Source organism: Corallococcus sp. RDP092CA (assembly GCF_041903675.1).
Classification (GTDB): domain Bacteria; phylum Myxococcota; class Myxococcia; order Myxococcales; family Myxococcaceae; genus Corallococcus.
In genome coordinates, this window is sequence record NZ_JAYESI010000006.1 from 1 (window position 1) to 25,312 (window position 25,312).

22 protein-coding genes and 1 rRNA gene are annotated in these 25,312 nt (G+C 71.0%); 5 read left to right on the forward strand and 18 right to left on the reverse strand.

Annotation, left to right across the window (positions count from 1 at the left end):
* Window positions 1–127, reverse strand: a 16S ribosomal RNA gene (locus tag U8525_RS08890); the annotation flags it as partial.
* Between the two features lie 643 nt (window positions 128–770).
* On the opposite strand from U8525_RS08890, the gene U8525_RS08895 reads away from it, so the two are divergent.
* Window positions 771–1,367 (forward strand): macro domain-containing protein, encoded by a 597-nt coding sequence (locus U8525_RS08895; RefSeq protein WP_374263721.1) that lies wholly within the window; start codon window positions 771–773, stop codon window positions 1,365–1,367.
* A 72-nt stretch (window positions 1,368–1,439) separates the two neighbouring features.
* Here U8525_RS08895 and U8525_RS08900 read toward each other — a convergent pair whose 3' ends face one another.
* Complete coding sequence (locus U8525_RS08900; protein WP_374263723.1) at window positions 1,440–2,525, reverse strand: SGNH/GDSL hydrolase family protein; 1,086 nt, start codon at window positions 2,523–2,525, stop codon at window positions 1,440–1,442.
* 209 nt (window positions 2,526–2,734) lie between these two features.
* On the opposite strand from U8525_RS08900, the gene U8525_RS08905 reads away from it, so the two are divergent.
* Window positions 2,735–3,151: a hypothetical protein gene (locus U8525_RS08905; RefSeq protein WP_374263725.1), complete on the forward strand. Its 417-nt coding sequence runs from the start codon at window positions 2,735–2,737 to the stop codon at window positions 3,149–3,151.
* On the opposite strand, the gene U8525_RS08910 is transcribed toward U8525_RS08905, so the two are convergent.
* The gene (locus U8525_RS08910) at window positions 3,126–3,890 is read right to left on the reverse strand and encodes a carbonic anhydrase (RefSeq protein ID WP_374263727.1); all 765 of its coding nucleotides are present in this window, start codon (window positions 3,888–3,890) and stop codon (window positions 3,126–3,128) included. The genes U8525_RS08905 and U8525_RS08910 overlap by 26 nt on opposite strands.
* A 345-nt stretch (window positions 3,891–4,235) precedes the next feature.
* Between U8525_RS08910 and U8525_RS08915 the strand changes: the two genes are divergently transcribed.
* A complete protein-coding gene (locus tag U8525_RS08915) occupies window positions 4,236–4,397 on the forward strand; it encodes a hypothetical protein (RefSeq protein ID WP_374263729.1) in 162 nt (53 codons plus the stop codon).
* Here the strand turns inward: U8525_RS08915 and U8525_RS08920 are convergent.
* The 12 genes from U8525_RS08920 to U8525_RS08975 form a co-directional block, all read right to left on the reverse strand.
* On the reverse strand, window positions 4,382–5,674 hold the full coding sequence (locus tag U8525_RS08920) for a CapA family protein (RefSeq protein ID WP_374263731.1): 1,293 nt from the start codon (window positions 5,672–5,674) through the stop codon (window positions 4,382–4,384). The two genes, U8525_RS08915 and U8525_RS08920, sit on opposite strands and share 16 nt — an antisense overlap.
* Before the next feature lie 17 nt (window positions 5,675–5,691).
* A complete protein-coding gene (locus U8525_RS08925; RefSeq protein WP_374263733.1) occupies window positions 5,692–6,450 on the reverse strand; it encodes a trans-aconitate 2-methyltransferase in 759 nt (252 codons plus the stop codon).
* A gap of 62 nt (window positions 6,451–6,512) precedes the next feature.
* Window positions 6,513–7,943: a hypothetical protein gene (locus U8525_RS08930; protein WP_374263735.1), complete on the reverse strand. Its 1,431-nt coding sequence runs from the start codon at window positions 7,941–7,943 to the stop codon at window positions 6,513–6,515.
* 111 nt (window positions 7,944–8,054) lie between these two features.
* Window positions 8,055–8,690, reverse strand: a complete 636-nt coding sequence (gene upp / locus U8525_RS08935) for a uracil phosphoribosyltransferase (RefSeq protein WP_374263737.1) — start codon at window positions 8,688–8,690, stop codon at window positions 8,055–8,057.
* A gap of 23 nt (window positions 8,691–8,713) precedes the next feature.
* Window positions 8,714–9,922, reverse strand: coding sequence for a URC4/urg3 family protein (locus tag U8525_RS08940; RefSeq protein ID WP_374263739.1), 1,209 nt, complete (start codon window positions 9,920–9,922; stop codon window positions 8,714–8,716).
* Complete coding sequence (locus U8525_RS08945; protein WP_374263741.1) at window positions 9,915–11,168, reverse strand: GTP cyclohydrolase II; 1,254 nt, start codon at window positions 11,166–11,168, stop codon at window positions 9,915–9,917. Before U8525_RS08945 ends, U8525_RS08940 begins: the two co-directional genes overlap by 8 nt.
* A gap of 65 nt (window positions 11,169–11,233) precedes the next feature.
* Complete coding sequence (gene mmsA / locus U8525_RS08950; RefSeq protein ID WP_374263744.1) at window positions 11,234–12,718, reverse strand: CoA-acylating methylmalonate-semialdehyde dehydrogenase; 1,485 nt, start codon at window positions 12,716–12,718, stop codon at window positions 11,234–11,236.
* A 180-nt stretch (window positions 12,719–12,898) separates the two neighbouring features.
* Window positions 12,899–13,339 (reverse strand): hypothetical protein, encoded by a 441-nt coding sequence (locus U8525_RS08955; RefSeq protein WP_374263746.1) that lies wholly within the window; start codon window positions 13,337–13,339, stop codon window positions 12,899–12,901.
* Window positions 13,340–13,519: 180 nt separating this feature from the next.
* Window positions 13,520–14,749 (reverse strand): AAA family ATPase, encoded by a 1,230-nt coding sequence (locus U8525_RS08960; RefSeq protein ID WP_374263748.1) that lies wholly within the window; start codon window positions 14,747–14,749, stop codon window positions 13,520–13,522.
* Between the two features lie 181 nt (window positions 14,750–14,930).
* Window positions 14,931–15,455 (reverse strand): GNAT family N-acetyltransferase, encoded by a 525-nt coding sequence (locus U8525_RS08965; protein ID WP_374263750.1) that lies wholly within the window; start codon window positions 15,453–15,455, stop codon window positions 14,931–14,933.
* A gap of 316 nt (window positions 15,456–15,771) precedes the next feature.
* On the reverse strand, window positions 15,772–17,793 hold the full coding sequence (locus U8525_RS08970) for a glycoside hydrolase domain-containing protein (protein WP_374263753.1): 2,022 nt from the start codon (window positions 17,791–17,793) through the stop codon (window positions 15,772–15,774).
* Window positions 17,794–17,911: 118 nt separating this feature from the next.
* Window positions 17,912–19,156 carry a phosphatidylserine/phosphatidylglycerophosphate/cardiolipin synthase family protein gene (locus U8525_RS08975; RefSeq protein WP_374263755.1) on the reverse strand — a complete coding sequence of 415 codons (1,245 nt, stop codon included), beginning with the start codon at window positions 19,154–19,156 and terminating at the stop codon, window positions 17,912–17,914.
* Window positions 19,157–19,351: 195 nt separating this feature from the next.
* Here U8525_RS08975 and U8525_RS08980 point away from each other — a divergent pair, with 195 nt between their 5' ends.
* Together U8525_RS08980 and U8525_RS08985 are read left to right on the forward strand one after the other, a co-directional pair.
* On the forward strand, window positions 19,352–20,203 hold the full coding sequence (locus U8525_RS08980; RefSeq protein WP_374263757.1) for a hypothetical protein: 852 nt from the start codon (window positions 19,352–19,354) through the stop codon (window positions 20,201–20,203).
* Between the two features lie 165 nt (window positions 20,204–20,368).
* On the forward strand, window positions 20,369–20,542 hold the full coding sequence (locus U8525_RS08985) for a hypothetical protein (protein WP_374263759.1): 174 nt from the start codon (window positions 20,369–20,371) through the stop codon (window positions 20,540–20,542).
* A gap of 86 nt (window positions 20,543–20,628) precedes the next feature.
* Here U8525_RS08985 and U8525_RS08990 read toward each other — a convergent pair whose 3' ends face one another.
* The 3 genes from U8525_RS08990 to U8525_RS09000 form a co-directional block, all read right to left on the reverse strand.
* Window positions 20,629–21,855: an ABC transporter permease gene (locus tag U8525_RS08990; RefSeq protein WP_374263761.1), complete on the reverse strand. Its 1,227-nt coding sequence runs from the start codon at window positions 21,853–21,855 to the stop codon at window positions 20,629–20,631.
* A gap of 21 nt (window positions 21,856–21,876) precedes the next feature.
* On the reverse strand, window positions 21,877–23,103 hold the full coding sequence (locus tag U8525_RS08995; protein WP_374263763.1) for an ABC transporter permease: 1,227 nt from the start codon (window positions 23,101–23,103) through the stop codon (window positions 21,877–21,879).
* Between the two features lie 152 nt (window positions 23,104–23,255).
* Complete coding sequence (locus U8525_RS09000; protein ID WP_374263766.1) at window positions 23,256–25,253, reverse strand: lysyl oxidase family protein; 1,998 nt, start codon at window positions 25,251–25,253, stop codon at window positions 23,256–23,258.
* Between the last annotated feature and the right edge of the window lie 59 nt (window positions 25,254–25,312).

The following is a 25,312-nucleotide window of genomic DNA, read 5'->3' on the forward strand; positions in this document are numbered from 1 at the left end:
AGGCAGATTATCCACGTGTTACGCACCCGTGCGCCGCTCTACTAGGGTTTCCCCATTCGCGCTCGACTTGCATGTGTTAGGCACGCCGCCAGCGTTCGTTCTGAGCCAGGATCAAACTCTCCAATTGCTTTCTTGGTTTGCTTGAACCGGCGTCCCCCAAGGCCCGGCTAAGGAACCTTGGCTCGCTGATTCGTCGGCGCTCCCCTCTCGCTGCGCTTTTCAGCGCTGCCCTCAAGGTGAAGCACCCTCAAAAAATTGACTGCGGTTTCCGCAATCCATTACTTCTTGGGCTTGCTATTTGGTTTTCAAAGACCGAGCCGCTTGTTGCGACCTTGTTGCTTGCCGGCTTCGCTTCAACCGGCGGGGTTGCAGCTTCTATTTCAGTTCGCAGTCAGCGTCAACTTCGCTTTTGCGTCCTGCTGTCCTTCGAATCCGTCGGCGCCGTCCAGTGACTTCCGCCGCTTCGTTCGAGGGAGGCGGCTTCTACTTCAGCGCCGCCCATCCTGTCAACCGCTCGTTTCTGGTCATCTTCGGCGAACCAACCGCCGAGGGTGTTGACCGGGAAGTCGACCGGGGCCCAGCGCGCCGAAGCGGCGTGCGAGGCGCAGCGGGAATTCGCACAGGTTGAGCTCGCGTGCAAGCTCTTCGTTGATCGGACGTCACCAAGCCGTCGCGGGTCTGTCACCTGGACCCGCTCCTTCGTGCCCCCATCAAGGCTGCGGGCGGGTGGGCAGGCGAGCGCCCGGCTGTCCCCTTATAAAGAGCCGGTCATGCTCCCCGAGAAGATCTACCTCATCGACCTCCAGTCCCAGCTGGTGCGGGCCTGGGACGAGGCCTTCGACCCGTTCGAGTTCGTCGCCGTGCGAGAGGAGGACTTCTTCGCCGTCCCCGCAGACGCGATGGTCAGCCCCGCAAACAGCTTCGGCATCATGGACGGCGGGCTCGATCTGGCCATCCGGGAAACGCTGGGATTCCAGGTCCAGGATGCCGTCCAACGGGCCATCGTGGACCAGCATCATGGCGAGCTCCCGGTCGGTGCCGCCGTGGTCGTGCCTTCCGGGGATGCGCGCTGGCCCTTCCTCATCGCCGCGCCGACCATGCGAATCCCCGAGAGCGTCTCGCAGACCGTCAACGCGTACCTGGCGTTCCGCGCCGCGCTCCTCGCGGTGAAGCGGCATAACGAAGCCGCTGGCGCTCCGGTCATCCGGACGCTGGTGTGTCCCGGGCTGGGTACCGGCATTGGCGGGCTCGAGGCGCGGCGGTGCGCGGCGCAGATGGTGCTGGCGCTGAAGCACGTGATGGCCCCGGCCCGCATCCCCTCCTTCCGCGACATCCACCTCGTCCACCGTGCCCTCCGCGCCTCATAGGCCCACACACGAAAGGGCCCCCGACCCGGTGACAGGTCGGAGGCCCTTTCTTCCCGCGGATGCCGGCTCAGCTCACGGCGTCGCGGGGTCGAACGTGGAGATGCTCCAGCCCATGCGCTCGTGGCCGAACTTGTTCCAGTCCGGGTTCTTGCCGTTGACGACCTGGCTGTCCGTGTAGGACGGCGCCCCGGAGCCGGAACCGGAACCGGAGAAGATGTTCACGCTGATGGTGGAGCCCGTGTACGTCGGGTGCGTGTTGTCCGACTGGATGTAGTCGTAGCTGGTGCTGCTGTTCGCCAGGTGGCCGTTCGCGTCGCGCAGCGTGCTGCGCAGGGTGACGCTGATGCGCTGCACGTAGGCGTCCTCGGTCTCACCGGCGCGGTACGCGATGGCCGCGGAGTCAATCTGGCCGTCGCCGTTACGGTCGTAGTCGGAGGCCATCATCTCCGCGAACGCGTCCGCGCACTTGAAGCCATACTTCGCCGCCAGGTTGCAGGCGCGCCAGTTGCTGCGCGCCAGCAGCGGCAGGAAGTACTGCTGCTTGTTCACCTTCTGGCCCGTCGCCGAGTCCGTGCAGGACGTCAGCGCGTTGTCCGCGTCATAGCCGGGGTAATAGATGTTGGAGATGACCTTCACCTTGGCGGTGGTCGCGTACTGGTTGATGGTCTGCATCGCCCGCTCCATGTACGTGGTGCAGGCCGACAGCGCGTTCTGCAGGCCGCTGTAGTTGCACGTCCCCTTCTGGTCGGAGAACGCGCTGCGGGCCTGCAGGTAGTCGTTGCCGCACATCTCGAACATCACGACGCGCGTGCGCGAGTCCTGCATGTAGGAGCGCTCGGAGACGATCTTGTTGTTGTAGATGTCGTCCGCCTTCGCGCCGGACTTCGTGCGACGGATGACCTCCACGTTGGAGCCCCACGTCTTCGCCGCGTACTCCCCCTCCACCACCGGGGCCGCACGGCGCGCCACGCTGGTGATCCCGCCGTTGTAGCCGGCGAAGATGGAGTCGCCGTAGGCCACCACGCGGTACGTCTGCGACGCCGAGCGGTTGATGGTCCACGACGTGTTCTGATTGATGGTGCTGGCCATCGCGCTGCCACTGAGGGTGGTGGCGGCGAGGACGGCGGCGAGGGACAGCCCGCTGCGACGAACGGACATACCGGCTCCTGAAGAGGTAGGGGATTCCCGCCCCGGCAATGGGGAGAGGCCGCGCACGGTACACGGCTCTGATTCGGGAATCACTCCTCAGACCAGAATTGACTTACCAATATGTATTCCATGTTGAACATGAATTTCGCCACGTCGCGTCAGGGGGAGCGGTCACGCGCCCTCCACTGACGCAGCGCTTCCCGATGACGCATTGTTTCATGGATTGGGGGCGCTGGAAGCTCGCGGGCACCAGCGACTGCCTGGGCCTGGGCATGCCCGGCATCATGCGCGCGTTCGAGGGGGGCTTCGCCGCCCTGGGTGCGTTCGCGTGGAAGCTCGCGTTCGCGGTGGTGGCGCTGGGTGCGGCACTGGGCATGGCGGCGGCCCATCCACCGCTCGCGCTGTCGTTGAGGGTGGTGGAACCGGTGGGCACCTCCGTGCTGCCTCACGTGGCCATCGTCGCCACGGTGGCGTACCTGCTCACGGGACTCCGTCGCAGCGCTTTGCTCGGAGGAAGCTGGGCAGGCCGCTGTTTGGACTGCGTCGTCGCCCTGCGCGACCTGCGTGAAGCGCCCCGGGAGGAACCCGAGGCGCCTCGCCAGCGCGGGGTCAGTGGGCGCCAGCGGCTTCGGTAGCGGTGGTGGCCGGCTTCGCCGCGGGGGCGAGCCCCTCCGTGTGCCAGAACTCCACGTGCCCGGTGTCGAGCGAGTAGATGGCGGAGACGATCGCGAGCTCTCCCGCATCGACCTTCGCCTTGAGGAGCGCGGAGCGCTCGGTGAGCTGGCGGGTGACGGCGTCCACGTTGGCGTGCGCGGCCTTCACCACCTTCGGGTCATGGCGGTCCGCGTCCGTGAGGTGGACGTCGCTGAGGTTGCTCTTCACGGACGAGACGAGCGCGTCCAGGTTGGGTGAGCCGGTGCTCTGGCCGTCCGGCGTGGCGAGGCCCGCCTTCACGGCACCGCAGGACTCGTGACCCATGATGACGATGAGGCGCACGCCCAGGTTGGCGACGCCGTACTCGATGCTGGCGACGGCGAGGGGCTCCAGCTCATTGCCGGCCTCGCGCACGACGAAGAGCTCGCCCAGTCCCTGGTCGAAGATGAGCTCCGGCGGCACTCGCGAGTCACTGCACGCGACGACGATGGCGTGCGGGTGCTGCTCACTGGCCAGCGCGTTGCGCACCGCGATGGTCTGCGCGGGATGGCGCGCCACGCCCTTGGTGAAGCGGAGGTTGCCCTGCTCCAGGCGGTGGAAGGTGACGGGCAGCGCCTCGGGCTTCACGGCAGGGTGGGACGGCTGCGCGTCCTCGGCGAACGCGGGCATGCCGACGCCCAGCAGCGCGACGGCCGAGGCAGTGCGAAGGAGAGGATTCATGGGGTGTGACCTGGGGTGGGGTGTACGCCGGGATGAGGGTCCAGGCGTCCCGCTGGCGTAACAGCGCCGCAGGTCCGGAACCATGGATTCCGGGGCGGGTCACGGAAGTGTCACAGGCGCCCATGGGCAGGCGGGCAGGGAACGCTGGCGCTCAGCTGAATGGCACATCCGCCCACACCTCCAGCCTGTCCGGGCGGAGGGGCTTCAGGAGCAGTTCGGGGGCTCGCAGCAGGCCTTGTCTCTTTGGCTCCGGGCCACGGGTGACTCGGCTGCCGGATGGGGCGGCCCGGGTGCCCGGACGCGTGCACTGCCTGGGCTGGGACCCGCGCTCCTGTCCACCGGCTGTTGGACGTCTGGGCCGATGCCGCCCGCCATGCGCTGGCGTCCTGGGACACGCTCACCCTCCCCCAGGACCTCAGCGAGGAGTTCCGTCAGCGCTGCGTCACCTGCCGGGGACAGCTCGCGGAGCTCATCGCTCGCGTGCCGCCGGTTCACGGCACGGTCTGAGCCGTCAGCCCCATGGCTCCGTCGCCCCTTCTCCGGAGCTCTGGCGTCGCCACCCGGAACTCCGCGGGCAGCATCCGCAAGATGCGTTCGCGGCGGTAGCGGGCGCCAGCCAGGCGCTGCTCCAGGGCGGCCTTCTCCGCTCGGGCGGCCTTGTCGGGTGCCGCGCCGCGCTGGGCCAGCGCGGCCAACCTCCGCGACACTTCTTCAATCTCGCGGTCGATGAACACGGGTTGGATGTTTCGCTTCTCTCCGGCCCGGCGGCCCTGGGCGTTGTTCTCAATCCACACCGGCAACACCGAAACATCCGCCAGCGACACCGGGGCCCCGGGCTCCGCCCGGGTCACTCCGACTCTCAGGAGCAGCGTGTCCCTCTTGTCTCCATCCTTCCCCAGTTGCCCCTTCACGTGCCGGTAGAAGCGCGCCTGGTTCGCCACCAGGTTGCCCAACGAATACGCGATGAAGCCCCGGCGCCCCGCCTTCGTCGTGTATGCCTCCAACGGCTGCAACACGTGCGGATGATGGCCGATGACCGCGAGGGCCCCCGCCTCCAGGAAGGCCTGGCCCAAGGCCCGGTCCAGGGGATGCGGCGTGTCCTTGTACTCGTTCCCCCAGTGCCCCAGCACGAAGAGCGCGTCACACCTCGCCGCCGCGGCCCGCACCCGCTCCACCGCTTCCTCCGGCGTCAGGCCCCTGCGGGAGGCGTGCTCCGGATAGGGCACCAGCGCCGCGTGCGGTGCGTCCGCTTCCTTCGGGTTGCTGAAGCCATTCAGGCTCCTCGTGAAGGAGAGGAAGCCCAGCTTCATGCCCCTCACCTCCATGAACGCCGGCTCCCAGGCCGCGTCCCGCGTCGCCCCCGTGCCCGCGTGGCGCAGCCCCGCCGCGTCCAGGTGCCTCAGCGTCTCCACCAGGCCTTCCACGTGCTGATCCCTCGCGTGGTTGTTGCCCGTGGACACCACCTTCACGCCCGCGCTCACCAGCGCCTCCACCAGCGCTGGGGGTGCGTTGAAGACCAGCTCCTTCGTGACGGCCTTGTCGTTCGCCGTGACCGGCGTCTCCAGGTTCACCACGCCCACGTCCGCCGTGCGCAACACGTCCGACAGCGGCCCGAAGACGTGGTCCCACCCCTCGTGGTTCTGCGACGGGGCCCCGCCGCTTCCGCCCTTCGCGTGGGCCTTCGCCACCGACCTCACCTCGCCGTGCGGAATCACGTCTCCGCCAAAGACGAGCTCCACGCGCGCGGGCGCGGCCATCCCCCACACCGGGATGAACAGCAGCAAGGCCCCCCACCCTCGCATCACCCCTGCTCCCGCACTCCGATGAAGACCTCCCGGTTCCAGGGGTCCCTGTGCGTCGTCGCGGGACAGCCGGCCTCCCGCATCCACTCGAGCCAGTCGTCCCTCCGGAACAGCCCGAAGCGGTGGCGCTCCTGCGACATGCTCACCGTGCCGTCCGCTTCCCGCAGCAGATAGGCGAACGCGGTCTCGAACGTCTCATCGTCCGGATCCGGATCCCACGTCCACATGAGGTAGCGCATGCCGCGCCCGTCCGGCGCGTCGTGACCTCCGGACTCGGTGAGGGGCTCGAAGGTCTCCCGCACGCAGTCCGGCAACAACACCACCCGGCCCCCCGGACGGCAGTGCGCCGCCGCCGTGAGGACCGTGGCCCGCGCGTCCTCCCGCGCCACCGCGTACATGATGGCGTCGTGCACCATCACCCGGTCGAACGTGCGCCCCAGCCGCAGCGAGCGCATGTCGCCCACCCGGTGCTCGCACTCCGGATTCACCTTGCGGCTCACCGCCACCATCTCCGGCGAGCGGTCCGTCAGCGTCAGCGTGAAGTGCTTCTTCAGGTGGAAGGCCAGGCTCCCACCGCCCGACCCCAGCTCCAGCAGCGTGCGCGCCGGGCCCTCCTCCGGATGCAGCAGGGGGAGCAGATCCTCCGCCTCTTCCACGTACTCCTCCGGTGGCGAGAACAACGGCCACCAGGAGGCGAGGTCGGTGTAGAGGTGGGGCTCCTCCACGGGAGGCGGAATCACGGTGCGCAACAACGCCATGGGTGGCTTCCTCGGAGACGGGGGACCGTTCTACCGCCCGGAACCCCGTGCGTCCATGCGGCTCACCGGACCTGGATGGCGTCCGCGACCACGTAGGTCCCCGCCGTCACCCAGCGGCTCAGCTGGACCTTGTTCCACCCCGCCGGGAAGCTCCACGTGCCCAGCGTGTTCCAGCGGGCGCCGTTGACCGTCTGGTTCACCTTCACGTTCGCCAGCTGCGTGCCGGACGCGTTCGTGATGATGAAGGGCGCCGCCGTGGAGCGGTCGCTCGCCGCCGTCCACCACGCGTCCACCGTCTTCGTGGCCGCCGCGGAGAGGTAGAACCAGAACGTCGCCGGCTCCGACACCGCCGCGCCCGGGGACACCAGGTAGCTGGTGCCGTAGTAGCCCGCCACGTTCGTGGACGCGGCCCAGCTCGTGCCCGCCAGCTGGATGTAGCCCTTCGCCTGGTCGTTGTTCGCGTTGTTGCTGTCGATGACCAGCCCCGTCGACGAACCGCCGCCGGACGTCCACAGGTACGTGACGTCCACCCAGTCGTTGTTCGACATGCCCAGGTCCGTCCAGAACGTCCCGTCCGCGATGTCGATGCCCGCAGGGTTCGCCGGCCGGCGGCCGAACTGATCCAACCCGCCGTTGAAGTTCTCCTGGTACGCCGCCTGCGCCTCCGGCTTGCCCTGCGGCAGCGTCTTCCACATCTCGCGCACGCTGGAGGGGTTCCAGTAGTCGTCCTTCGTGTTCCACGGGCCCACGTCCCAGACAGACGTCGTCGCGCACTTCGCCGTCTTCGAGTAGCAGACGCGCACCTGGTACTCGGAGCCCCCGTTCGACGCGAGCCCTCGCCGCGAGGGCAGCGCCACGAAGCGGTCGTTGCTCTTGATGACGTGGCCGTTCGCCGTGGTGCCGCCCACCAGGCCCTCACGGGTCGCGTACACGCGGTATGTCAGCGGCGTGAGCGCCTGGAGCGCCTCCTCGGCGCCGCCTTCGCGCCAGCCCTCCAGCGCCACCTCCTGCACCGCCGGGCCCCGGCCGCGCTCGTCCGCGATGAGCGCCAGGCGCACCTGCACCTCCGTGCCCGAGCGGGGCAGGCGCACGGCTTCGTCTCCGGTGGCGGTGCGCCACTCGCTCCAGGCGCCTCCGGGGCTCCGCACGCGCACGTCCACCTCGACGCCCTGCCCCAGGCCCACCGTCGCCTGGACCCTCGGACGGAAGGTGTCCACGGGCTGCGCGAGGGTGCGCGCGGGGAACTCGAAGAGGCCCGTGAGCCGGCTCAGGCCCTCCGGACGGCGCATCACCGCGTTGGGCTCGTAGAGCAGCCCGTCGCGCGTGCCCACGAGCTCCGACGTGCCCGTTCCCTCCGAGAGGTTCTCCGTCCAGCGCTGCGTGCCGGCCTGCCGCCGGAGCGCTTCCGGCGCGGGCTCGGCCGCCGCCGCTCCTTCCGCGAAGACCGCGCCCAACATCACCGCCATCAGGGTGGACCGCCACGACGCGCGCATGCCTGGACTCCCGGGAAATGGACAAAAACGTTTAGGCCGTTCAACGTTTAAATCCGTTTTTCCTGGTTCTCAAGAGCCAAGGCGTGAAACCGTCGCGGCCCGGTGCGGGGCCTACTTCGTGCCGAAGAGGCGGTCTCCCGCGTCGCCCAGGCCGGGCAGGATGTAGCCGTGCGCGTCCAGCTTCTCGTCGATGGCGGCGGTGAAGACGCGCACGTCGGGGTGGTGCTCGCGCAGGTTCAGCAGGCCCTCCGGGCACGCGAGCAGACACACGAAGCGCAGGGAGCCCGGGCGGCTCCGCTTCACGCGCTGGAGCGCCGCCACCGCGGAGTTGCCCGTCGCGAGCATCGGGTCACAGACGATGACGTCCCGGTCCTCCAGGTTGGAGGGCACGCGGTAGTAGTACTCCACGGCGCCCAGCGACTCCGGGTCCCGGTACAGGCCGATGTGGCCCACGCGCGCGGAGGGCACCAGTTGCAGGAGGCCGTCCAGGATGCCCTGCCCCGCTCTCAGGATGGGCACCAGCACCAGCTTCTTGCCGTCCAGCGCCCAGCCCGTGGTGCGGGCCATGGGCGTCTCGATCTGCTCCTCGCGCAGCTTCAGGTCTCGCAGCGCCTCGTACCCGAGCAGGAGGGAGATCTCCTCCAGCAGCGCCCGGAAGGACGCCGTGCTCGTGTCCGTCCTGCGCATCACCGTCAGCTTGTGCTTCACCAGCGGGTGATCCACCACCGTGCAGTTCGGGAAGTCCATGCGTCGTCCTCCTGGATTGTGTTTCAGAACACCGTGCCGTCACTGCGGATGCGGATGGGCGGCACGCCCCCGGGGCGCAGCTCCGCCGCCACCCGGCGCCCCGCCGTCCACGTGCCGCCCTGGAGCACCTTCGCCAGCGGCAGCTCCTCCGCGCTCATCTCCAGGCGCCCTCGCACCAGCGCGGCCACCCGGTCCAGCAGGGCCACCGTCAGCGCCCGCCACTCCACGATGGGCGGGTCTCCCGGCGCATGGACCTCCCTCGTCAGGCGCGGGTCCTGCGGCACCAGCACGCCCAGGTCCACGAAGAGGCCGCCGTTGCGGTACTCCGGCAGGCCGGTGAGCGCGTCCAGCTCCGTCACCGTCACGCCCGCCTCCGCGAGCGGCTCCACCAGCGAGTACGCCAGCCACTGGGACAGCTTGTGGAAGGGCACCAGCGCGTCCGCGCTCTCCGGCGGCCCGAGCGCCGGGTGCGGCCACACGTCCCCCAGGTTCACGCCGTCCACCGTCGTGCGCCCCGGCCAGATGGGCCCCAGCACCTCCAGCACCGTGCCGAGCACCTCCGCCGCGCGCACGCTGCGGCGGTGCGCGGCCAGCATGTCGAACAGCGCCCCCGGCCTGGGCAACACGCGCGACAGGCCCTGCAGCAGGTGCAGCCGGCCCTCCACGCCCAGCAAGGGATTGGACTCGGACACCTGGAGGCCGCGCTCCAACTGCTCGCGCGTCATCCGGCCCAGCGCCTCCGCGTCCGCGCGCAGCGGCCGGTCCGGATCCGACGAGAAGGCGCCCGCCATGAACATGCGCAGCGACGCCACCGCCAGCCCCTCCGAGCGCACGTATGTCGCGCCCCCGGGCTCCTCGTAGCGCCACGCCGGGCCGCTGCCCGCGTCCAGCAGCACGCTCACCACGCCCAGGTCCACCCTGGACCGCGCGCGCTCCTCCGGCGGCAGCGGGGCCAGCTGCTCCTCCAGCTGCGCGAGCCGGGGCACGCCGCCCGCGTCGAAGTGCCTCCAGCGGCTGTGCACCGGGATGTCCAGCCGGGGGTACGCCTCATGCGTCACCGCCAGCACCCGGTCCACCACCGTGGGCAGCCTCGACGGCTCCACCCGGAAGTACTCCAGCCGGCCCGCGAGCCCCAGGTCCAGCACCTGATGGCAGCGCTCGCGGATGGCCGCCGGGCTGCGCAGCCACGCCACCGTGGGAGACACCTCCTGCACCCGGATCGTCTCAAGCATCGAGGTCCCGTCCCTTCACCTGCGCCAGCGCCCCCGCGTCCGCCACCGGCCCTCGCGTGAAGTAGCCCGCGGCCTTCTTCGCCTCCATCTCCACCTTCGCGTCCGCCGGAATCAGGCCGTCCGGGATGGGGACGCGCTCGAGGATCTCGATGCCCGAGCGCACGATGGCGTCGTGCTTCATGTCGCTCATGGAGATGAAGCGGTGGATGCGCGTGATGCCCAGCCAGTGCAGCACGTCCGGCATCAGCTCCTGGAAGCGCATGTCCTGCACGCCCGCCACGCACTCCGTGCGGTGGAAGTACGTGGCCGCGGAGTCGCCGCCCTCCTGGCGCTTGCGCGCGTTGTAGACCAGGAACTTGGTCACCTCGCCCAGCGCGCGGCCCTCCTTGCGGTGGTAGACGATGAGCCCCACCCCGCCCTGCTGCGCCATCCGCACGCACTCCTCGATGCCGTGCACCAGGTAGGGCCGGCAGGTGCAGATGTCGCTGCCGAAGACGTCCGAGCCGTTGCACTCGTCATGCACGCGCGCCGCCAGCGGCACGTCCCTGTCCGCCAGCGCGGAGATGTTCCCAAACACATACAGCGACAGCCCGCCGATGGGCGGCAGGAAGACATGCAGGTCCGGGCGGGTGATGAGCTCCGGGTACATGCCGCCGGTGTGCTCGAAGAGGCCCCGGCGCAGCGCGCCCTCCGTGAGGCCGAAGCGCTCGGCGATGCCGGGCAGGTACCAGACGGGCTCCACCGCGGCCTTCACCACCTTCACGTCGCCGTTGGACGCGACGAGGTCGCCGTCCACCTTGAGGCGGCCGGCGGTGATGGCCTCGCGCACCTCCGGCATGTTGATGTGGGCCCGGGTGACGGCGATGGTGGGCCGGTAGTCCACGCCCTGCTCGGCGTAGGCGCGGAACACCTGCGACGCCACCGCGCCCCAGGGGTCCAGCGACACGATGCGCCTGGGGTCGCTCCACGCCGGATGCGGCCCCACCTGCGCCGCGGGCGAGGTGTTGGTCAGGTCCGCCTTGTGGTCCTGCGGCAGCCTGCCCGCGGACACCGCCAGCGCGCGGTAGATGGAGTACGCGCCCGAGTGCGTGCCGATGACGTTGCGGTTCGCGGGGTCGGAGAGCGTGGCCACCACCGGGCCGCGGCGCAGCGGCTCGGACTCGCCCCAGCGCAGGGGGACGCCGGGGGCCTGTCCGTCGGGGTGGGAGGTGAGGCGGATGTGATTCACGGGCTTCTTGTCAGCCATGGGTGCACCCTCCTTGAGGGGCGCGCGGGAAATGCAGATGTCTGGGAATGGGGGAAGCCGCGACGTCAGCTCATCCACGAGCCGTCGGTGCGCGCGGACCACTTGCGGGTCACCTTCTTGAGCTGGCTCCAGAAGTCGAGGCTCGACGGTCCAGTGACGTCGCCGTGGCCGAACTTCGAGTCGCCCGTGCCGCCGAAGGAGAAGGGCTCGCGCGGCACCGGCACGCCCACGTTCACGCCCACCATGCCGGCCTTCGCGCCCTCCACCACCGTCTGCGCCACCGCGCCGCTGGTGGTGAAGATGGACGCCGCGTTGCCATAGGGCGACGCGTTCTCCACGGCGAGCGCCGCCGACAGCGTGGGCACCCGCACGATGGACAGCACCGGGCCGAACAGCTCGCGCCGCGCGGCCTCCATGTCCGGGCGCACGCCGTCCAGCACCGTGGGGCCCAGCCAGTGGCCGTTCGCGTAGGCCTCGCCCGCGGGCCGCCTGCCGCGCCCGTCCAGCAGCACGCGCGCCCCGTCCGCCTGGGCCTTCGCGATGGCCGTCTCCAGCCGGTCCACCGCGCCCCGGTCGATGAGCGCGCCCATGCCCGGGCCGACCTCCAGGCGGGCCGCGCGACGGACGATGTCGTCCACCAGCGGCTGCACGTCCCCCACCGCGAGCAGCACGCTGGCCGCCATGCAGCGCTGGCCCGCGCAGCCCGTGAACGAGTCCACCACCGCCTGCGGCGTGAGGTCCGGATCCGCGTCCGGCGCGACGATGAGGTGGTTCTTCGCGCCGCCCAGCGCCAGCACGCGCTTGCCGTGGCGGCTGCCCTCCACGTAGACGTGCCGCGCGACGGGGGATGAGCCCACGAAGGCCACGGCCTTCACGTCCGGGTGCTCCAGGAGCGCGTCCACCGCGGCCTTCGCGCCGTGCACCACGGAGAAGACGCCGGGCGGATAGCCCGCCTCCACCATCAGCTCGCCCAGCGCGGTCGCGGTGAGCGGCACCTTCTCCGACGGCTTGAGGATGAAGGCGTTGCCCACCGTGACGGCGATGGGGAACAGCCACAGGGGCACCATCGCGGGGAAGTTGAACGGCGTGATGCCGGCGACGACGCCCAGGGGCTCGCGGCGGTATTCACAGGTGATGCCCCGGCTCACCTCCAGGTGCGCGCCGCTGTCCAGGTTCTGGAGCGACAGCGCGAAGTCACAGACCTCCAGGCCCTTGAGCAGCCCCGCGCGGCCCTCCGCCACCGTCTTGCCGGATTCGCTCGCGGCCAGGTGCGCGAGGCGCTCCAGGTTTGCTTCGAGCAGCGCGCGGAAGCGTTGCAGGAGCTGGGTGCGCTCGCGCAGGGGGGTGACGCGCCAGCCCTGCGCGGCGGCCTTCGCGGCCTCCACGGCCCGGGCGACCCCCGCGGCGGTGGTCAGCGGCACCCGGCCGATGAGCCCGCCGGTGTAGGGACTGCGGACCTCCTGCGAGGGACCCTCCGTCGGAGACAGCCACTCTCCGCCCACGAGGTTGCGACACGGGACGACGCTCTCGGGTAACCGAACAAAGGACACGCGCACCCCCCCGGTGTTGCGTGACAGATGGACGGCAAGGATAGACGCAAAGCCGGAAGCCGGGGCAAGTCGGGGGGCGTCACCGTGTCATTGCTTGATCGGAAGCCATGGCGTCCCCCCTGTGGATGTGTCGCAAACCGGACCGATGCGCGGGTGCGCGAACGTGCGCGCCGCGCTTCGTCAAGCCTGGGAGAGCATCCGCTGGTGCCGCTCCGACATGGCGGTGGTGTCCGTGGTGGCGCGCAGCTCCGCGATGGCGGTGGCGTCCTCTGTGTCCGGGTTGAGGCCCATGGAGATGGCCTCCAGGTAGAGCTCCAGCGACAGCAGGAAGCGCGAGTCGGCGGTGAGCGGGTCGCCCTGCTCGCGCATCAGCTCGCCGTCCTCGCGCACCAGCTTCGCGAGCATGCGCACGCGCGAGGCGGTGCCCAGCAGGCGCGAGGTGGACTCGGCGTCCGCGAGGACGAGCGCGCCGTACTCCATGCCCAGCACGGTGAGGGCGGTGTCGCGGATGAGGTTGCGTGCGTCCCCGTACCGCTTCTCCTTCCGAGCCTTGAGGAGGCTGGCGATGGCGGCGACGAACTGCTCGATGGCGCGCTCGATGAAGTCCTTGCGGAGGGACATGGGCCCTACACGGTAAGCCCGCCCCGGGGCACATGCACCTTTCCCACCGTGCTGGCGTGGCCCCTGTCACATGAGACCCATGGGGTTTCACGTGTTTCAACGGTCCTCACCGAGACCGCGAGGGAGCGGCGGGCCGCACCCCCGGTGTCCTCCCGCGCGGCGGGCCGCCTTCGTCTCCCTTCACGCGGTCGCGTGGCTCCGTGACCTCCAGTACTCGCGACGCGCGGGCACGGAGACGAGCTGCCGCTCCGGATAGCGCAGCGCGGTCAGCTTCCCTCCGAACACGCAGCCCGTGTCCAGGCAGAGGGTGTTGTTCACCCACTCGGCCTCCGTCACGGAGGTGTGGCCGTACACGACCGTGGCCTCACCGCTGTAGTCGCGCGCCCAGTCGGCGCGCACCGGCAGGCCGTAGGCGTCCGCTTCACCCGTGGTCTCGCCGTAGAGGGCGAAGTCGCGCACCTCGGGGGTGTCCCGGCCGTGCATGGACGCCTTCAGGCCCGCGTGCGCCACCACCAGGCGGCCGTCATCCAGGACGTAGTGCGGCGAGCGGGCCTCGATGAAGTCCGCGACGGCAAGCGGGAAGCCGGGCGGCTCCCGCGCCAGTTGCTCCAGCGTCATCGCGAGCCCGCGCGCCACGCGCACGTCCTTGCCCCGCAGCTTCTTGAGCAACTTGATTTCATGGTTGCCCGGCACGCACAGCGCCGTGCCCGCCTCCACCATGCCCATCACCAGCCGCAGCACGCCCACCACGCCCGGCCCCCGGTCCACCAGGTCGCCCAGGAACACCACCTTGCGCCCGCCGGGCGTGCCCACGTCGAAGCCGGGGCTGCCGTCCGCTCTCGGCGCGACCGTGTAGCCCAGCTCCGTCAGCAGGGCCTTCAGCTCATCGAAGCACCCGTGGATGTCTCCGATGAGGTCGAAGGGGCCGTGCTCGTCCTGGCGATGGCTGGGCAGCGGGCGGTGCTCGAACGCCACCGCCTCCACCGTCTCCGGCGTGAGCACGTGCACGTGCCGGATGCCCTCCTTCGCCAGCCCCTTCAGCGCGTTCTGGAGCTGCTGCACCTGGTTGCGCAGCGCGCGGGGACTGGCGTGCGCCCCGGAGCGAGCGCGGTTGCGCTCCAGGCAGAGCGCCTCCGGCGTGTCCATGGCCACCGCGACCAGGGCCACGTGGTGCTCGCGCGCCAGGGTCACGTAATGACGACGCGCTTCGGCGCTGAGCGGGACGCCGTCGATGACGGTGAGCGTGCCGCGCGCGAGCCTTCGCGACACCTCGTCGTGGAGCTTCTTTTCGTTGCCCGTGCCGGGCAGCACGTCCTCCGGGAGGAAGTGCGCGTTCGCCAGCGTGGACTTGCCGGAACCGGATGGACCGAGGAGCAACACGAGCGACTGCTCGGGAATGGGGATCATCATGAGGGGAACACCGGGGATGGGGTCGGCGCGTGCCGACCGGCGCCCCTTCCGGGGCAGGGCGCACGCCACGACGCCTGCGCGCGATCCCCTCCGGTGCCCGGGTCACGCGAGCCTTCGCGGACCCTCCGGCGTCAGACGGGATGCGCTCTCCACGGTTGAAGACGCCCCCGCCTGACGGGCGTCACTTCAGGGGCAGCAGGTACGCCTCCAGGAACACCTCCGGACGATGGTCCATGTCACCCTCGGGTGCCCGCTGGTAGCCCCGGCGCTGGTACATGCGCGCGACTCCCACCGCGCCCTGGCGCACGTGGAGGGAGATGGCGTCCACGCCCCAGCGCTTCGCCAGGACCTCCGACTCCGCCAGCAGCGGCTGGGCCAGCCCCTGACCGTGGTAGCGCACCGACGTGGCCAGCGCGCGCAGGTCCGCCGTGCGGGGAAGCCACGCCTCGGAGCCGGGCGCGCCGGGCGGGTACAGGGCCACCGTGCCCGCGACCTCGCCGTCCACTTCCGCCACGAGGAGGGTGCACACCTTCCGCCGGGAGGCGACGTCGCGCAGGAACGCCTTGCGCTCGTCGGAGTAGACGACCTCCGGCAGCTTCTTCGCGTACTGCGTGACGTAGGCCTCCACCAACAGCTCGCCAATCGCCTGGTCGTCCTCGGGCCGCGCCTCGCGGATGACGGCGCGCTTCACCACGTCCGTGCTCATGCGTCGCCCTCTAGCATGGCGTCGCGGACCTGCGCGGGGCTTCCGGGCAGGCAGCCAGGCTTGTACCTCCCCGGTCCGACACGGGCTCAGGCTGGCCGCCAGGGCCGGGGGTCCGGGCCGCGGTTCTCCAAGACCTGTCCGACTGTCGGACAGGTTCGTGCGGTTCGCCTCCGGCAGCGGGGCGGCAGGGTCCGGGCCGCGGTTCTCCAAGACCTGTCCGACTGTCGGACAGGTTTTCGCGGTCTGCCTCCGGCAGGGGGCCCGCCGGCATGGCGCGTCGCGGCAGGCGTGCACGCCTCGCGTGCCTTCCCCGCGACTACCGCCTCCGGGCGGGCACGGTCACGCGAGCGTGACGACGACGCATGCCGCCGAGCGCCCAGGCCGCGAACAACAGGCCCCCCGCGATCGCCGCCGTGCCGCCTCCGCCCGTGCTGCATCCGCCCGACTGGGCGTCGGAGACCGCGTCTGGCGTCACATCGGACGGCCTCTGCGATGGACCTCCCGAGGCTTCGTCCGGCGTGGGCGCCGTGCCCCCGTCCGTCGGCGTCTCCGGCGGCTGCGTGCTCCCGTCCGTCGGCGTCCCCGGCTGCTGCGTGCTCCCGTCCGTCGGCGTCCCCGGCTGCTGGGTGCCCGCGTCCGGCGGCTGCGTGCCTTCATCCGGCTTCTGGCCCGCGGTCAGCTCCTCGTAGCGCTGGATGAGCTTCAGCCTCGCCGCATCGAAGGCGGCGCTGTCGTCCGAGACCCGCGACGCGGCCGGAATCAGGTCCCGGGCCACCTTGCGCGCGAAGGCCGGGTCTCCCGCGTCACCCACCGCCTTGAGCCACTCGTAGTCCTGCATGCCCTGGCGGAGGAGCTTGAGCCGCATCGACGCCACCGGCACGTCCGTCTTGCCCCCAATCGCCTGGGGCGTGCCCGGGTAGAAGAGCGTCCCGTCCCCGTTGCCGTTGTAGCGGTACTGGTCCGCCCACGCCGTGGAGAGCATGCCCACCGTCTGGTAGTACAGCTCGCCCGTCGCGCCTTCGAGGTACGTCACCCACTCCATGGCGCGCGCCTTCGCCGCCGACCGGTCCAGCATGTACGACGGCCAGCCCGCGCCCGGCTTGTTCTCCGGCGCGTTGGTCCCATACGCACAGCCGTGGCTCATGCAGCTCTGATACATCCACAACGCGGTTCCCGGACGCTTCAGGAAGGCCGTGTACGTCTCGCGCTGGTCACCCCGGAAGTTCGCGTCCGTGCCGTCCAGGTGGTTCACCAGCGGCACCACCACGTCCACCCGGTCTCCCAGGTCGTTGGCCTTCAGCTCACGCGAGTTCGTCGTCAGCATCGTGCGCAGGCCGGGCGCCGCCTGGCGCACCAGGTCCCCGTTCGCCTGCACCTGCGCGAAGGTCGTGCCGTAGGGCGGCTCATCCCCCAGCTGCACGTAGGCCCGGTCCAGCCAGCCCTTGTCCTTCATGTGCGCCGTGAAGTCCTTCAGGTTCGCCGCGTCGAGCGGCCCCACGTACTCCAGGCTCGTCATCCTCGCGCCCGGCAGCCGCGTGGGCGCGGTGCCTTCCATGTACGGTCCCCACGTCGCGTCGAAGCAGCGCCACTCCGGCGGCCACGGCTTGCGCGGGAAGAGGCTGGACAGCGTGAAGCGGTGCTCCAGGGCCATCCGCTGGTAGCGCTCCAGCAGCGGTTGCAGCTCCTCCGCCGTGCAGTCCTCGCGCCCCATGTGCGCGCGGCACACGTGCGGCGGCCAGAGCAGGAACGCAGAGGGCAGCGAGGACGTGCTCGGCAGCGCCGCGTCCACCACCGTCAGCCTCGCGGTCACCTGCCGCTGGAAGCCCCCGTCCGCCTCCACCGTCACCGTGCCCGTGTAGTCGCCTGCGGGCGCGCCCTGGGGCACGTGCACGTCCACCCAGAGGGCTCGCGACTCGCCCGCGGGCACGTCGAAGGGGAAGGCGTTTCGCGTCTCACCGGCAAGCTCGTCCCTGTCCGGCACCAGGCCGTCCGGCCACGCGCCCACCGGCTCTCCCGCCACCGACGCCTGCTTCGTGGTGATCAGCGCCTCGCGGTACAGCGTCACGTCCGGCCCCGTCAGCGTCGCGGGGCCCTCCAGCGCGGGCAGCTTCGCTCGCACGCCCTTCAGCCCCGTGTCGCCGCCGTGCAGCGCCACCTGGAAGGAGACGAACTCGTTGCGCGCGGCGGTGAGCCGCACCTCGGTGGCGCTCCGGGCGGCGGTCCCCGGCCGCACCTTCACCATCATCCCCTCGCCCCATACCGCGGGCCCGGCCGCGAAGGCCGGCAGGGCCAGGGTCAGCGACAGCAGGGCGGCATGGAACGGTCGGGTCGAGGCCATGGAGAGAGCAACGCGCCCCGGCCCGGCCCGGCTTCCCGCGGCGGGTGTCTCCTGTCAGCCGGACGGGCAAGCAGACAGGTCCTCCCGGGCCCGGGAGGTGGGCTCGGGAGCGGATGGCTCACAGGAAGTCGCCGATGAGCCACGGCAGCTGCTCGCCCAGCCGCTGGAGCAGGCCGCGCCGCTTCCAGCCGTGCCAGTGGACCTCCGCCGAGTGCGTGAGGTCCTCCTCGAAGGCCGCCGCCAGCTCCTCCGCCAGCGCCTTGTCCTCCACCACCACCGAGCCCTCGTCGGTGTGGCTGAGCGCCAGCGGATCCATGTTGGTGGAGCCCACGACGCTCAGCGTGTCGTCCGCGACCAGCGTCTTGGAGTGCAGCATCGAGATCTCGTACTCGTAGATGCGCACGCCGCCCTCCAGCAGCCGCGCGTAGGACGCCCGCTGCGCGGCGAGCACGGGCTTCACGTCGTGGTAGCGGCCCGGCACCAGCACCCGCACGTCCACGCCCTCGCGCGCCTTGAGGATGAGCATGTCGCTGATGGCTTCCGACGGAATGAAGTACGAGTTGGCGATCCACAGCCGGTGCTTCGCGGAGGCGATGGACAGCAGCCACATCCTCGACGCCTCCGAGAGGAAGCGGTGGCCGGTGCTGGCGACGAAGCAGGCCCGCGCGGCTCCGGCGGGCGCGAGCTGCGGGAAGGACTCCGAGGGCAGGAAGTCGCCGCCGGACTCCTGCCAGTTCCGCGCGAACGCGAGCTGCATGCCTCGCACGACCGGGCCTCGCACCCGCACGTTGGTGTCGCGCCAGGTCTCCGGCGCGTCGCCGTTGCCCAGCCAGCTGCGCCAGATGCCGAAGCCTCCGGTCAGCGCGACCTCGCCGTCGCGGATGATCATCTTGCGGTGCATGCGCGCGCGGATCCGCACCGCGTCCAGGGACGCCACCGCGCCCTGGTAGGGACGGTAGACGCGCACGTCACAGCCGGCGTCCGCGAGCACCGGCGCCACGACCTCGAAGTTCACGCTGCCCAGCGGGTCCACGATGACGCGGCACTGCACGCCAGGGGCGCGCTCGCGCAGCGCGATGAGCACCCGGTCCGACGGGATGCCCGGACGCCAGATGTAGCTGGCGATGTGGATGCTGGAGCGGGCGGCGCGGATCTCCTGCTCGATGACGTCGAAGACGCGGCCGTTCTGCACCAGCTCCACGGCGTTGCCGGGCTCCATCGGGATGCCCAGTGTCTGCTCGATGGCGAGTTCCCTCGCGGCCGGGTCCTCCGGCAGCGCGCGCAGGCGCAGGTCCTGTCGGTGGTTCGGGTAGGGGCACCCCGCGGCGAGCAGGGCGAGCAGGATGGGCCAGACCAGCCGCACGGTCCGGAAGCTAGGGCAGCCCCCACCCTTCCGCATCCGCCGGATGTCTTCGAGTGGAGGAAGGGCGTGCACGGACACGAACACCGTCCACCCGCCGACGGTTGAGCGCGGCGAAACAAGAGGTCGGTGGTGCCGGGCGCGTCGCATGCGCACTGCTGGACGTGAACAGGGGATGCGCGGGAGGACACACACGGCATGGGGCGACGGGGGAGGTCACCAGCGCGCGGAGCGCTCCTGTCGCTGGTCCTGCTGGGGGCGCCCGCCGCGGCCGCTCCCACGGGGGCGCAGGACGAGCCGCCCGCGGAGGGGGACGCCCCCGCGCCTCGCGATGAACCGCGCGAAGCCGACGCGCCCGTGGCCGGCCCCGCAGCGCCTCCTCCGGAGGAGGCGCTGCCTTCGCCCGCCGCGCCGGAACCTCCACCGCCTCCGCTGAATCCCGCCGCGCTGGACGCGCCGTTCCGAGACGCGGAGCCGCCGCCTCCCGCCGTGCCTCCCCGCCCGCTGCGGCCCTTCATCCCGCACGGTGAGCCCGACACGGAGGCCTCGCTGTCCGGCGGGACCTGGGCCGCGCACGGCGGCGTCGCGCTGCTGCCCGTGGGCGCGGTCTGGGCCGCGACTCGCGTGGGCGGGGACACGCGCCTGGGCGCCACCGCCGCGGAGGCCGCCGCGGGCACCGTGCTCGCCTCGCTCCCCGGACGCGTCCTCTTCCTCCACCCTTCCTATCCCCAGGGCCGGTGGCTCGAGCTGGAGGTGGGCGCGTTCGGCGCGGCGATGGTCGTCACGCCTCCTGTCGCCGCGCTCGGCACCTGGGGCATGGGCGAGGTCGCGTTCGGCGACAGCCAGCGGCCCGGCCGCGCGTACCTGGGCGCGCTCGGCGGCGCGGCCGCGGGAATGCTGCTGGGCATCGCCGCGCATGAAGGCCTGCGCCACCTGGCCGGCTCCAGCGAGCGGCTGGACCTCCTGCGCCGCTACCTCGCGCTGTCACTCATCGGCAGCGGCGCCACCGTTGGCTATCAGTGGAGCCGCACCCCCACTCCCAGGCATTGACGCGCTGTTTCGCCGCACCGGCGTTTCAATCTTCCTTCCGCGCGCGGCGCCTCGGCGCCCCGCCCTCCACGCCAGCGCGCGAGCCCGACGCCTCGGCGCTGGCGTTGTCAGCCCGGGTTCCTACAGTGCTCCGCGCAGCGCCAACACCCAGCAGGGAGAAGACACATGCAGGCTCGCAAGAACGTCCGTCGCCTCGCCTTCATCCTCGCCGCCGCGGCCACCGTGATGGGCCTGGGCATCGCCGCCACGCCGTCCTCCGCGGACGCGCAGGACTGCACGCCCCAGTGTTTCAAGAACCCCATCACCGGGCAGCTCACCTGCACATACCCCTGCCCGTAGCCTGGGGCAGGCGACGACCGCGATGAAAAAAGGCCCCACCCGCTTCATGCCGGGTCGGGGCCTTCTTCATGCGCGAAGCGCGCGCGCTACTCCGTGCGCATCGCCTCCACGGGGTCCAGCTTCGCGGCGCGCGCCGCCGGGTAGATGCCGAACGCCAGCCCCACCCCGCAGCTCATCACCAGCGACACCACCACGGACCACATGGGGACCTCCGTGGGCAGGTTGATCATCCACCGCGCCAGGTGCGCCAGGCCCACGCCCAGCGCCACGCCCACCGCGCCGCCCACCAGGGACAGCACCACGGCCTCCAGCGCGAACTGCGCGAGGATGCGGTAGCGCTTGGCGCCCAGCGCCTTGCGGATGCCAATCTCCCGCGTCCGCTCCGTCACGGCGACCAGCATGATGTTCAGGATGCCGATGCCGCCCACCAGCAGCGACAGGATGCACACGCCGAAGCTGGCGGCGGACACCGCCGAGGAGAGGTTGTTGAACATCTCCGTGGCGGACGCGTTGTTGTAGAGGAAGAAGTCGTCCGGTTCGTCCGCCTTGAGCGCGTGGCGGCGGCGCATGAGCAGCGTCACCTCGTCCTGGGCGCGCTGGAGCAGCTCCGGGGACTTCGCCTGGATGCTGATGCGGAAGTCGCGCACGCCGAACATGGTCGCGAAGGTGGACAGCGGAATCATGGCCTGGTTGTCCTGGCTGCCGCCGCCCAGGAACCCGCCCCGGCGCTTGAGCGTGCCCACCACCTGGAAGGTGCGGCCCAGCAGGCGGAACTCGCGGCCCAGCGGATCCAGGCCGGGCCACAGCGTGTCCGCCAGGTCCTGGCCAATCACCGCCACGCGCCGGCCGTCCACGAACTCCGCGTCGGTGAAGGGCCGCCCGGCGGACAGGCCCACCGAGTTGGTGTGGAAGTACTCCGCCGTGCCGGCCCAGACGTTCACGTTGGGGCGCGACTCGCGGTCGGCGGTGGAGGCCTTCTGGCCGCCCTTGGAGTCCTCGCCGGCGGCCTGCGCGATGGAGGGCTGCGTGCGGATGGCGTCCAGGTCCGCGTAGGTGAAGCGCGGCCGGCGCGCGAGCTCCGCGACGGAGAGCTGGCCCTGGCCAAAGGGCAGCCGCTGCACCTGGAAGCAGTCGCTGCCCAGCTCCGACATCTGGTCGTTCACCTGGTTCCGGAGGCCCTCGATGAGGGCCATCATGGACACCACCGTGGTGACGCCGATGACGATGCCCAGGAGCGTCAGGAAGGAGCGCAGGGGGTTGGAGCGGAACGTGCCGAAGGCCAGCCGCACCGTGTCCCAGAAAGCCATCCACATGGTCAGGTCTCCCGCTCGCGCCTAGTCGTGGCGGAGCGCTTCCACGGGGTCCAGGTTCGCGGCGCGCGCCGCGGGCCAGATGCCGAACAGGAGGCCCACCACCGCGGAGAAGCCCACGCCCAGCGCCACCGTCAGGGGTTGCACCGCCGCCGCCAGGGGCGTGAGGTAGTTCACCAGCCACGCGAGGCTCATGCCCACCGCGGTGCCCATGGCGCCGCCCACCGCGGACACGCTGGCCGCCTCCATGAGGAACTGGAGGATGATGGTGTGCTTGCGCGCGCCCAGCGCCCGCCGGACGCCGATCTCCCGCGTCCGCTCGCGCACCGACACGAGCATGATGTTCATGATGCCGATGCCGCCCACGAGCAGGGTGATGAGGCCCACGCCGGTGGCCGCGCCGTAGAGCGCGCCGGTGAGCTGCGCGTACATGTTGGCCAGCTGGTCCGGCCGGTTGATGGCGAAGTCGTCCGGGGCGCCGGGCTTGGTGTTGCGCTCGCGGCGCAGCGTCTCCGTGAGCCGGTCCTGCACGCGGGGGACGTTCTCCTGCTGGTCCACCGCGAGCACCAGGGTCACGTCGCGCTGGGTGCCGAAGTGCCCCTGGAACGCGGTGTAGGGCAGCATCACCACCAGGTCCACGTTCTGCCCCAGCACCGTGCCGCGCTCCACGATGACGCCCGCGACGCGGTAGGGGCGGCGGTCCACGAGGATGCGGTGGCCCACCGGGTTGATGCCCGGGAAGAGCACCTTGCCCACCTCCGCGCCAATCACCACCACGGCGGAGCGGTTGTCCACGTCCGCGTCCGTGAGGAAGCGGCCCTGGCCCATCTCCACGGAGGACGTCATGGCGTAGTCGGGGCTGGTGCCCATGGTCTGCACGGAGGCGAGCTTCCGGTTCTGGAAGGACACCTCCGCGTTGACGAACATCATGGGGGCCACCGCGACCACGTGCTCGGAGGCGGCGCGCAGGGGCGCCACCAGGTCGAGCGAGAGCGCCTTGCGGTTGCGGTACGCCCACCAGTCCCCGTTCATCACCCAGGGGAACTTGGACACCTGGAGCGTGTTGGAGCCGATCTTGTTGAGCTGTTCCGCGAACGAGCTGTTCAGCCCCTGGATGATGCCCACGATGGCCAGCAGGGTGCACACGCCCACGCCGATGCCCACCGTGGTGAGCACCGTCCGCAGCCGGTTGGAGCGCAGCGAGGTCAGCGCGATGCGCGCGCCCTCCCACACGTCGACCCGGAAGTTCACGAAACCACCCCTTCACGCGAGGAAGCCGCGCGGCCCACCGCACCGGGAGACACCCCGGCCGGCGGGCCGCGTCAGGCACTCTACGCCGAGGAGGGCCACCCATTGCACGCGGCCTTCACCCGGCGCCGCCCCGCGGCCGCGTTTCCCGGGTTTCAAGGCAGCACGGTCACCGTGTCGCCGGTCAAGCGCACCTTGACGGTGGCCTCGTTGGGGAGCGCGTCGGCCTCGTCGATGATGTGGTTCTCATCCACGCCCACGCGCACGGTGTACTCGCCGTCCGGGGTGTCGGTGACGTCCAGCCACTGGCAGGCCGTGTCCGCGGTGTAGACGTCCGACCAGCCAGGCGAGATGCCCGTGCCCGGGTCGTACCAGGACAGCGGGACGCCGTCCGCGCAGGACTGGGTGAAGTCCACCATGTAGAAGCCCTGCTTGCGCCCTACGGCCGTGGTGTGGCCGGACGCGTCCTTCAGGTCGTAGCCGGCGAAGTTCACCAGGTGGTGGTGTTGGTGGCACGCGTCGTAGACGAAGAGGTCCGGCCGCTCGTCCGGGGAGGGCACCACCGCCGGGGCGCTGCCCATGTTCATGATGGACGTGGTGAAGCGCAGCAGGCGCCGCTCGCCGCCCGCGGGCACGCAGCCTTCGCGCACCTCGCAGGAGTCCTGCGCGAAGGAGCGCCGCTCGATGTAGAGCGAGCGGGCCATGACGTCCCGGTCCACCGTGAGGTCCGGCTTGCCGTTCACCGGATCCACCTGGAGGTTGCACGTCCGGGTGGGCATCAGCGCGGGCGCGGGCTCGCTCACGTCCGGCACCGGGCCGCCGCCATACACCACCACCCGGCCCGGGGCGCGCGTGCCGTCGTTCTCCTGCGACAGGCCCACCACCAGGTCGTCGTACCCGTCCCCGTCCAGGTCGCCAGGAGCCGCCACGGCGGGGAGGCTGAAGCCCAGCATCGTCTGGGGCAGGAGGCGGTTGGAGCGCGGCCACGACCAGACGGGCGCCAGCGGGCCGGACACGTTCTCCAGGGGGCGGAAGAGGAACACGCGGCCCAGCGCGGTGAGGACGAAGTCGTGCCCCGTGCTGCCCTTCGCCATGGCCCCCACGGCGAGGCTCTGCGCGGCCACGCTGGGGAACACCGGGTCGTCCATCAACGTCCACGCGGGCGTGGCGGAGTAGCCCTGGACGGAGGCGTCGGACAGGTGCAGGCGCACGCTGCCCCTCAGCGACGCGAGCGCCTCCGGGCGGCCGTCCCCGTCCAGGTCCGGAATCCCCCTCATGCTCTCCGCCGTGCCCCTCCACACCGGCTGCGTGGTGAGCGGCCCGTCACAGACGCGCGGGCCGTCCGCCTTGCAGCCCAGGAAGAGGCCCTGGCCGTTCTCCTCGTCGAAGAGGGAGATGAGCAGGTCCTGGGCGCCATCTCCGTCCGTGTCTCCGGCGGGCTGCACGTAGCCGGACAGCACGCGCGCGTTGGTGAAGGGGCCCTCCGCGCCCCCCGGTGTCGCGCGGTAGAGGGTGGTGCTGCCGCTGAAGGTGGAGACGACGAGGTCATCCAGCCCGTCGCCATCCAGGTCCAGCAGCTGCGCGCTGCTGAAGCGGAGGGTGGTGGAGTCCGGCGCGCGGAACACCGGCTGCGCGAACACCTGGGACAGGTCCGGCCCGCCCCGGTACACGCTGACGCCGTAGTAGCCCTTCACCAGCACGTCCGCGTACGCGTCCCCGTCGATGTCGCCCGTGGCCACCACCAGCTGGTAGCCCGACGTGCGCGGGCTGGGGTGCACCCACGACAGCGTGGAGGTGACGGGCGTCTTGGAGAAGGAGGACGCCTGCCCCGGGTACACCATCACGCGGCCGGGGAGCGTGGGGCCGCTCGTACACGGCGGTGAAGTCACCACCAGGTCCTGGCGGCCATCGCCGTTGAGGTCGCCCAGCGCCACGCCCCGGCCGAAGCACTCCTGCGCGACGAGGCCATCCCCCTGCACCTGCCAGCGCGGCGTCTCCGAGAGGGAGGGGGCGCGGGTGCCGGCGTCGTCCTGGGAGCCCCCGTCGGGGCCCGCGTCCGCGACTCCCGCGTCGGGCTGGGGCTTCGGGTCGCCCTGGCAGCCCGCCGCCAGGAACACCATTCCGGCGCAGGCCAGCGCTCCATGGATGCGCATGCGTCACTCCTGGAAAGGACGCCGCCATGTCCCTGGCGTTGTCCGACGTCCGACATGAA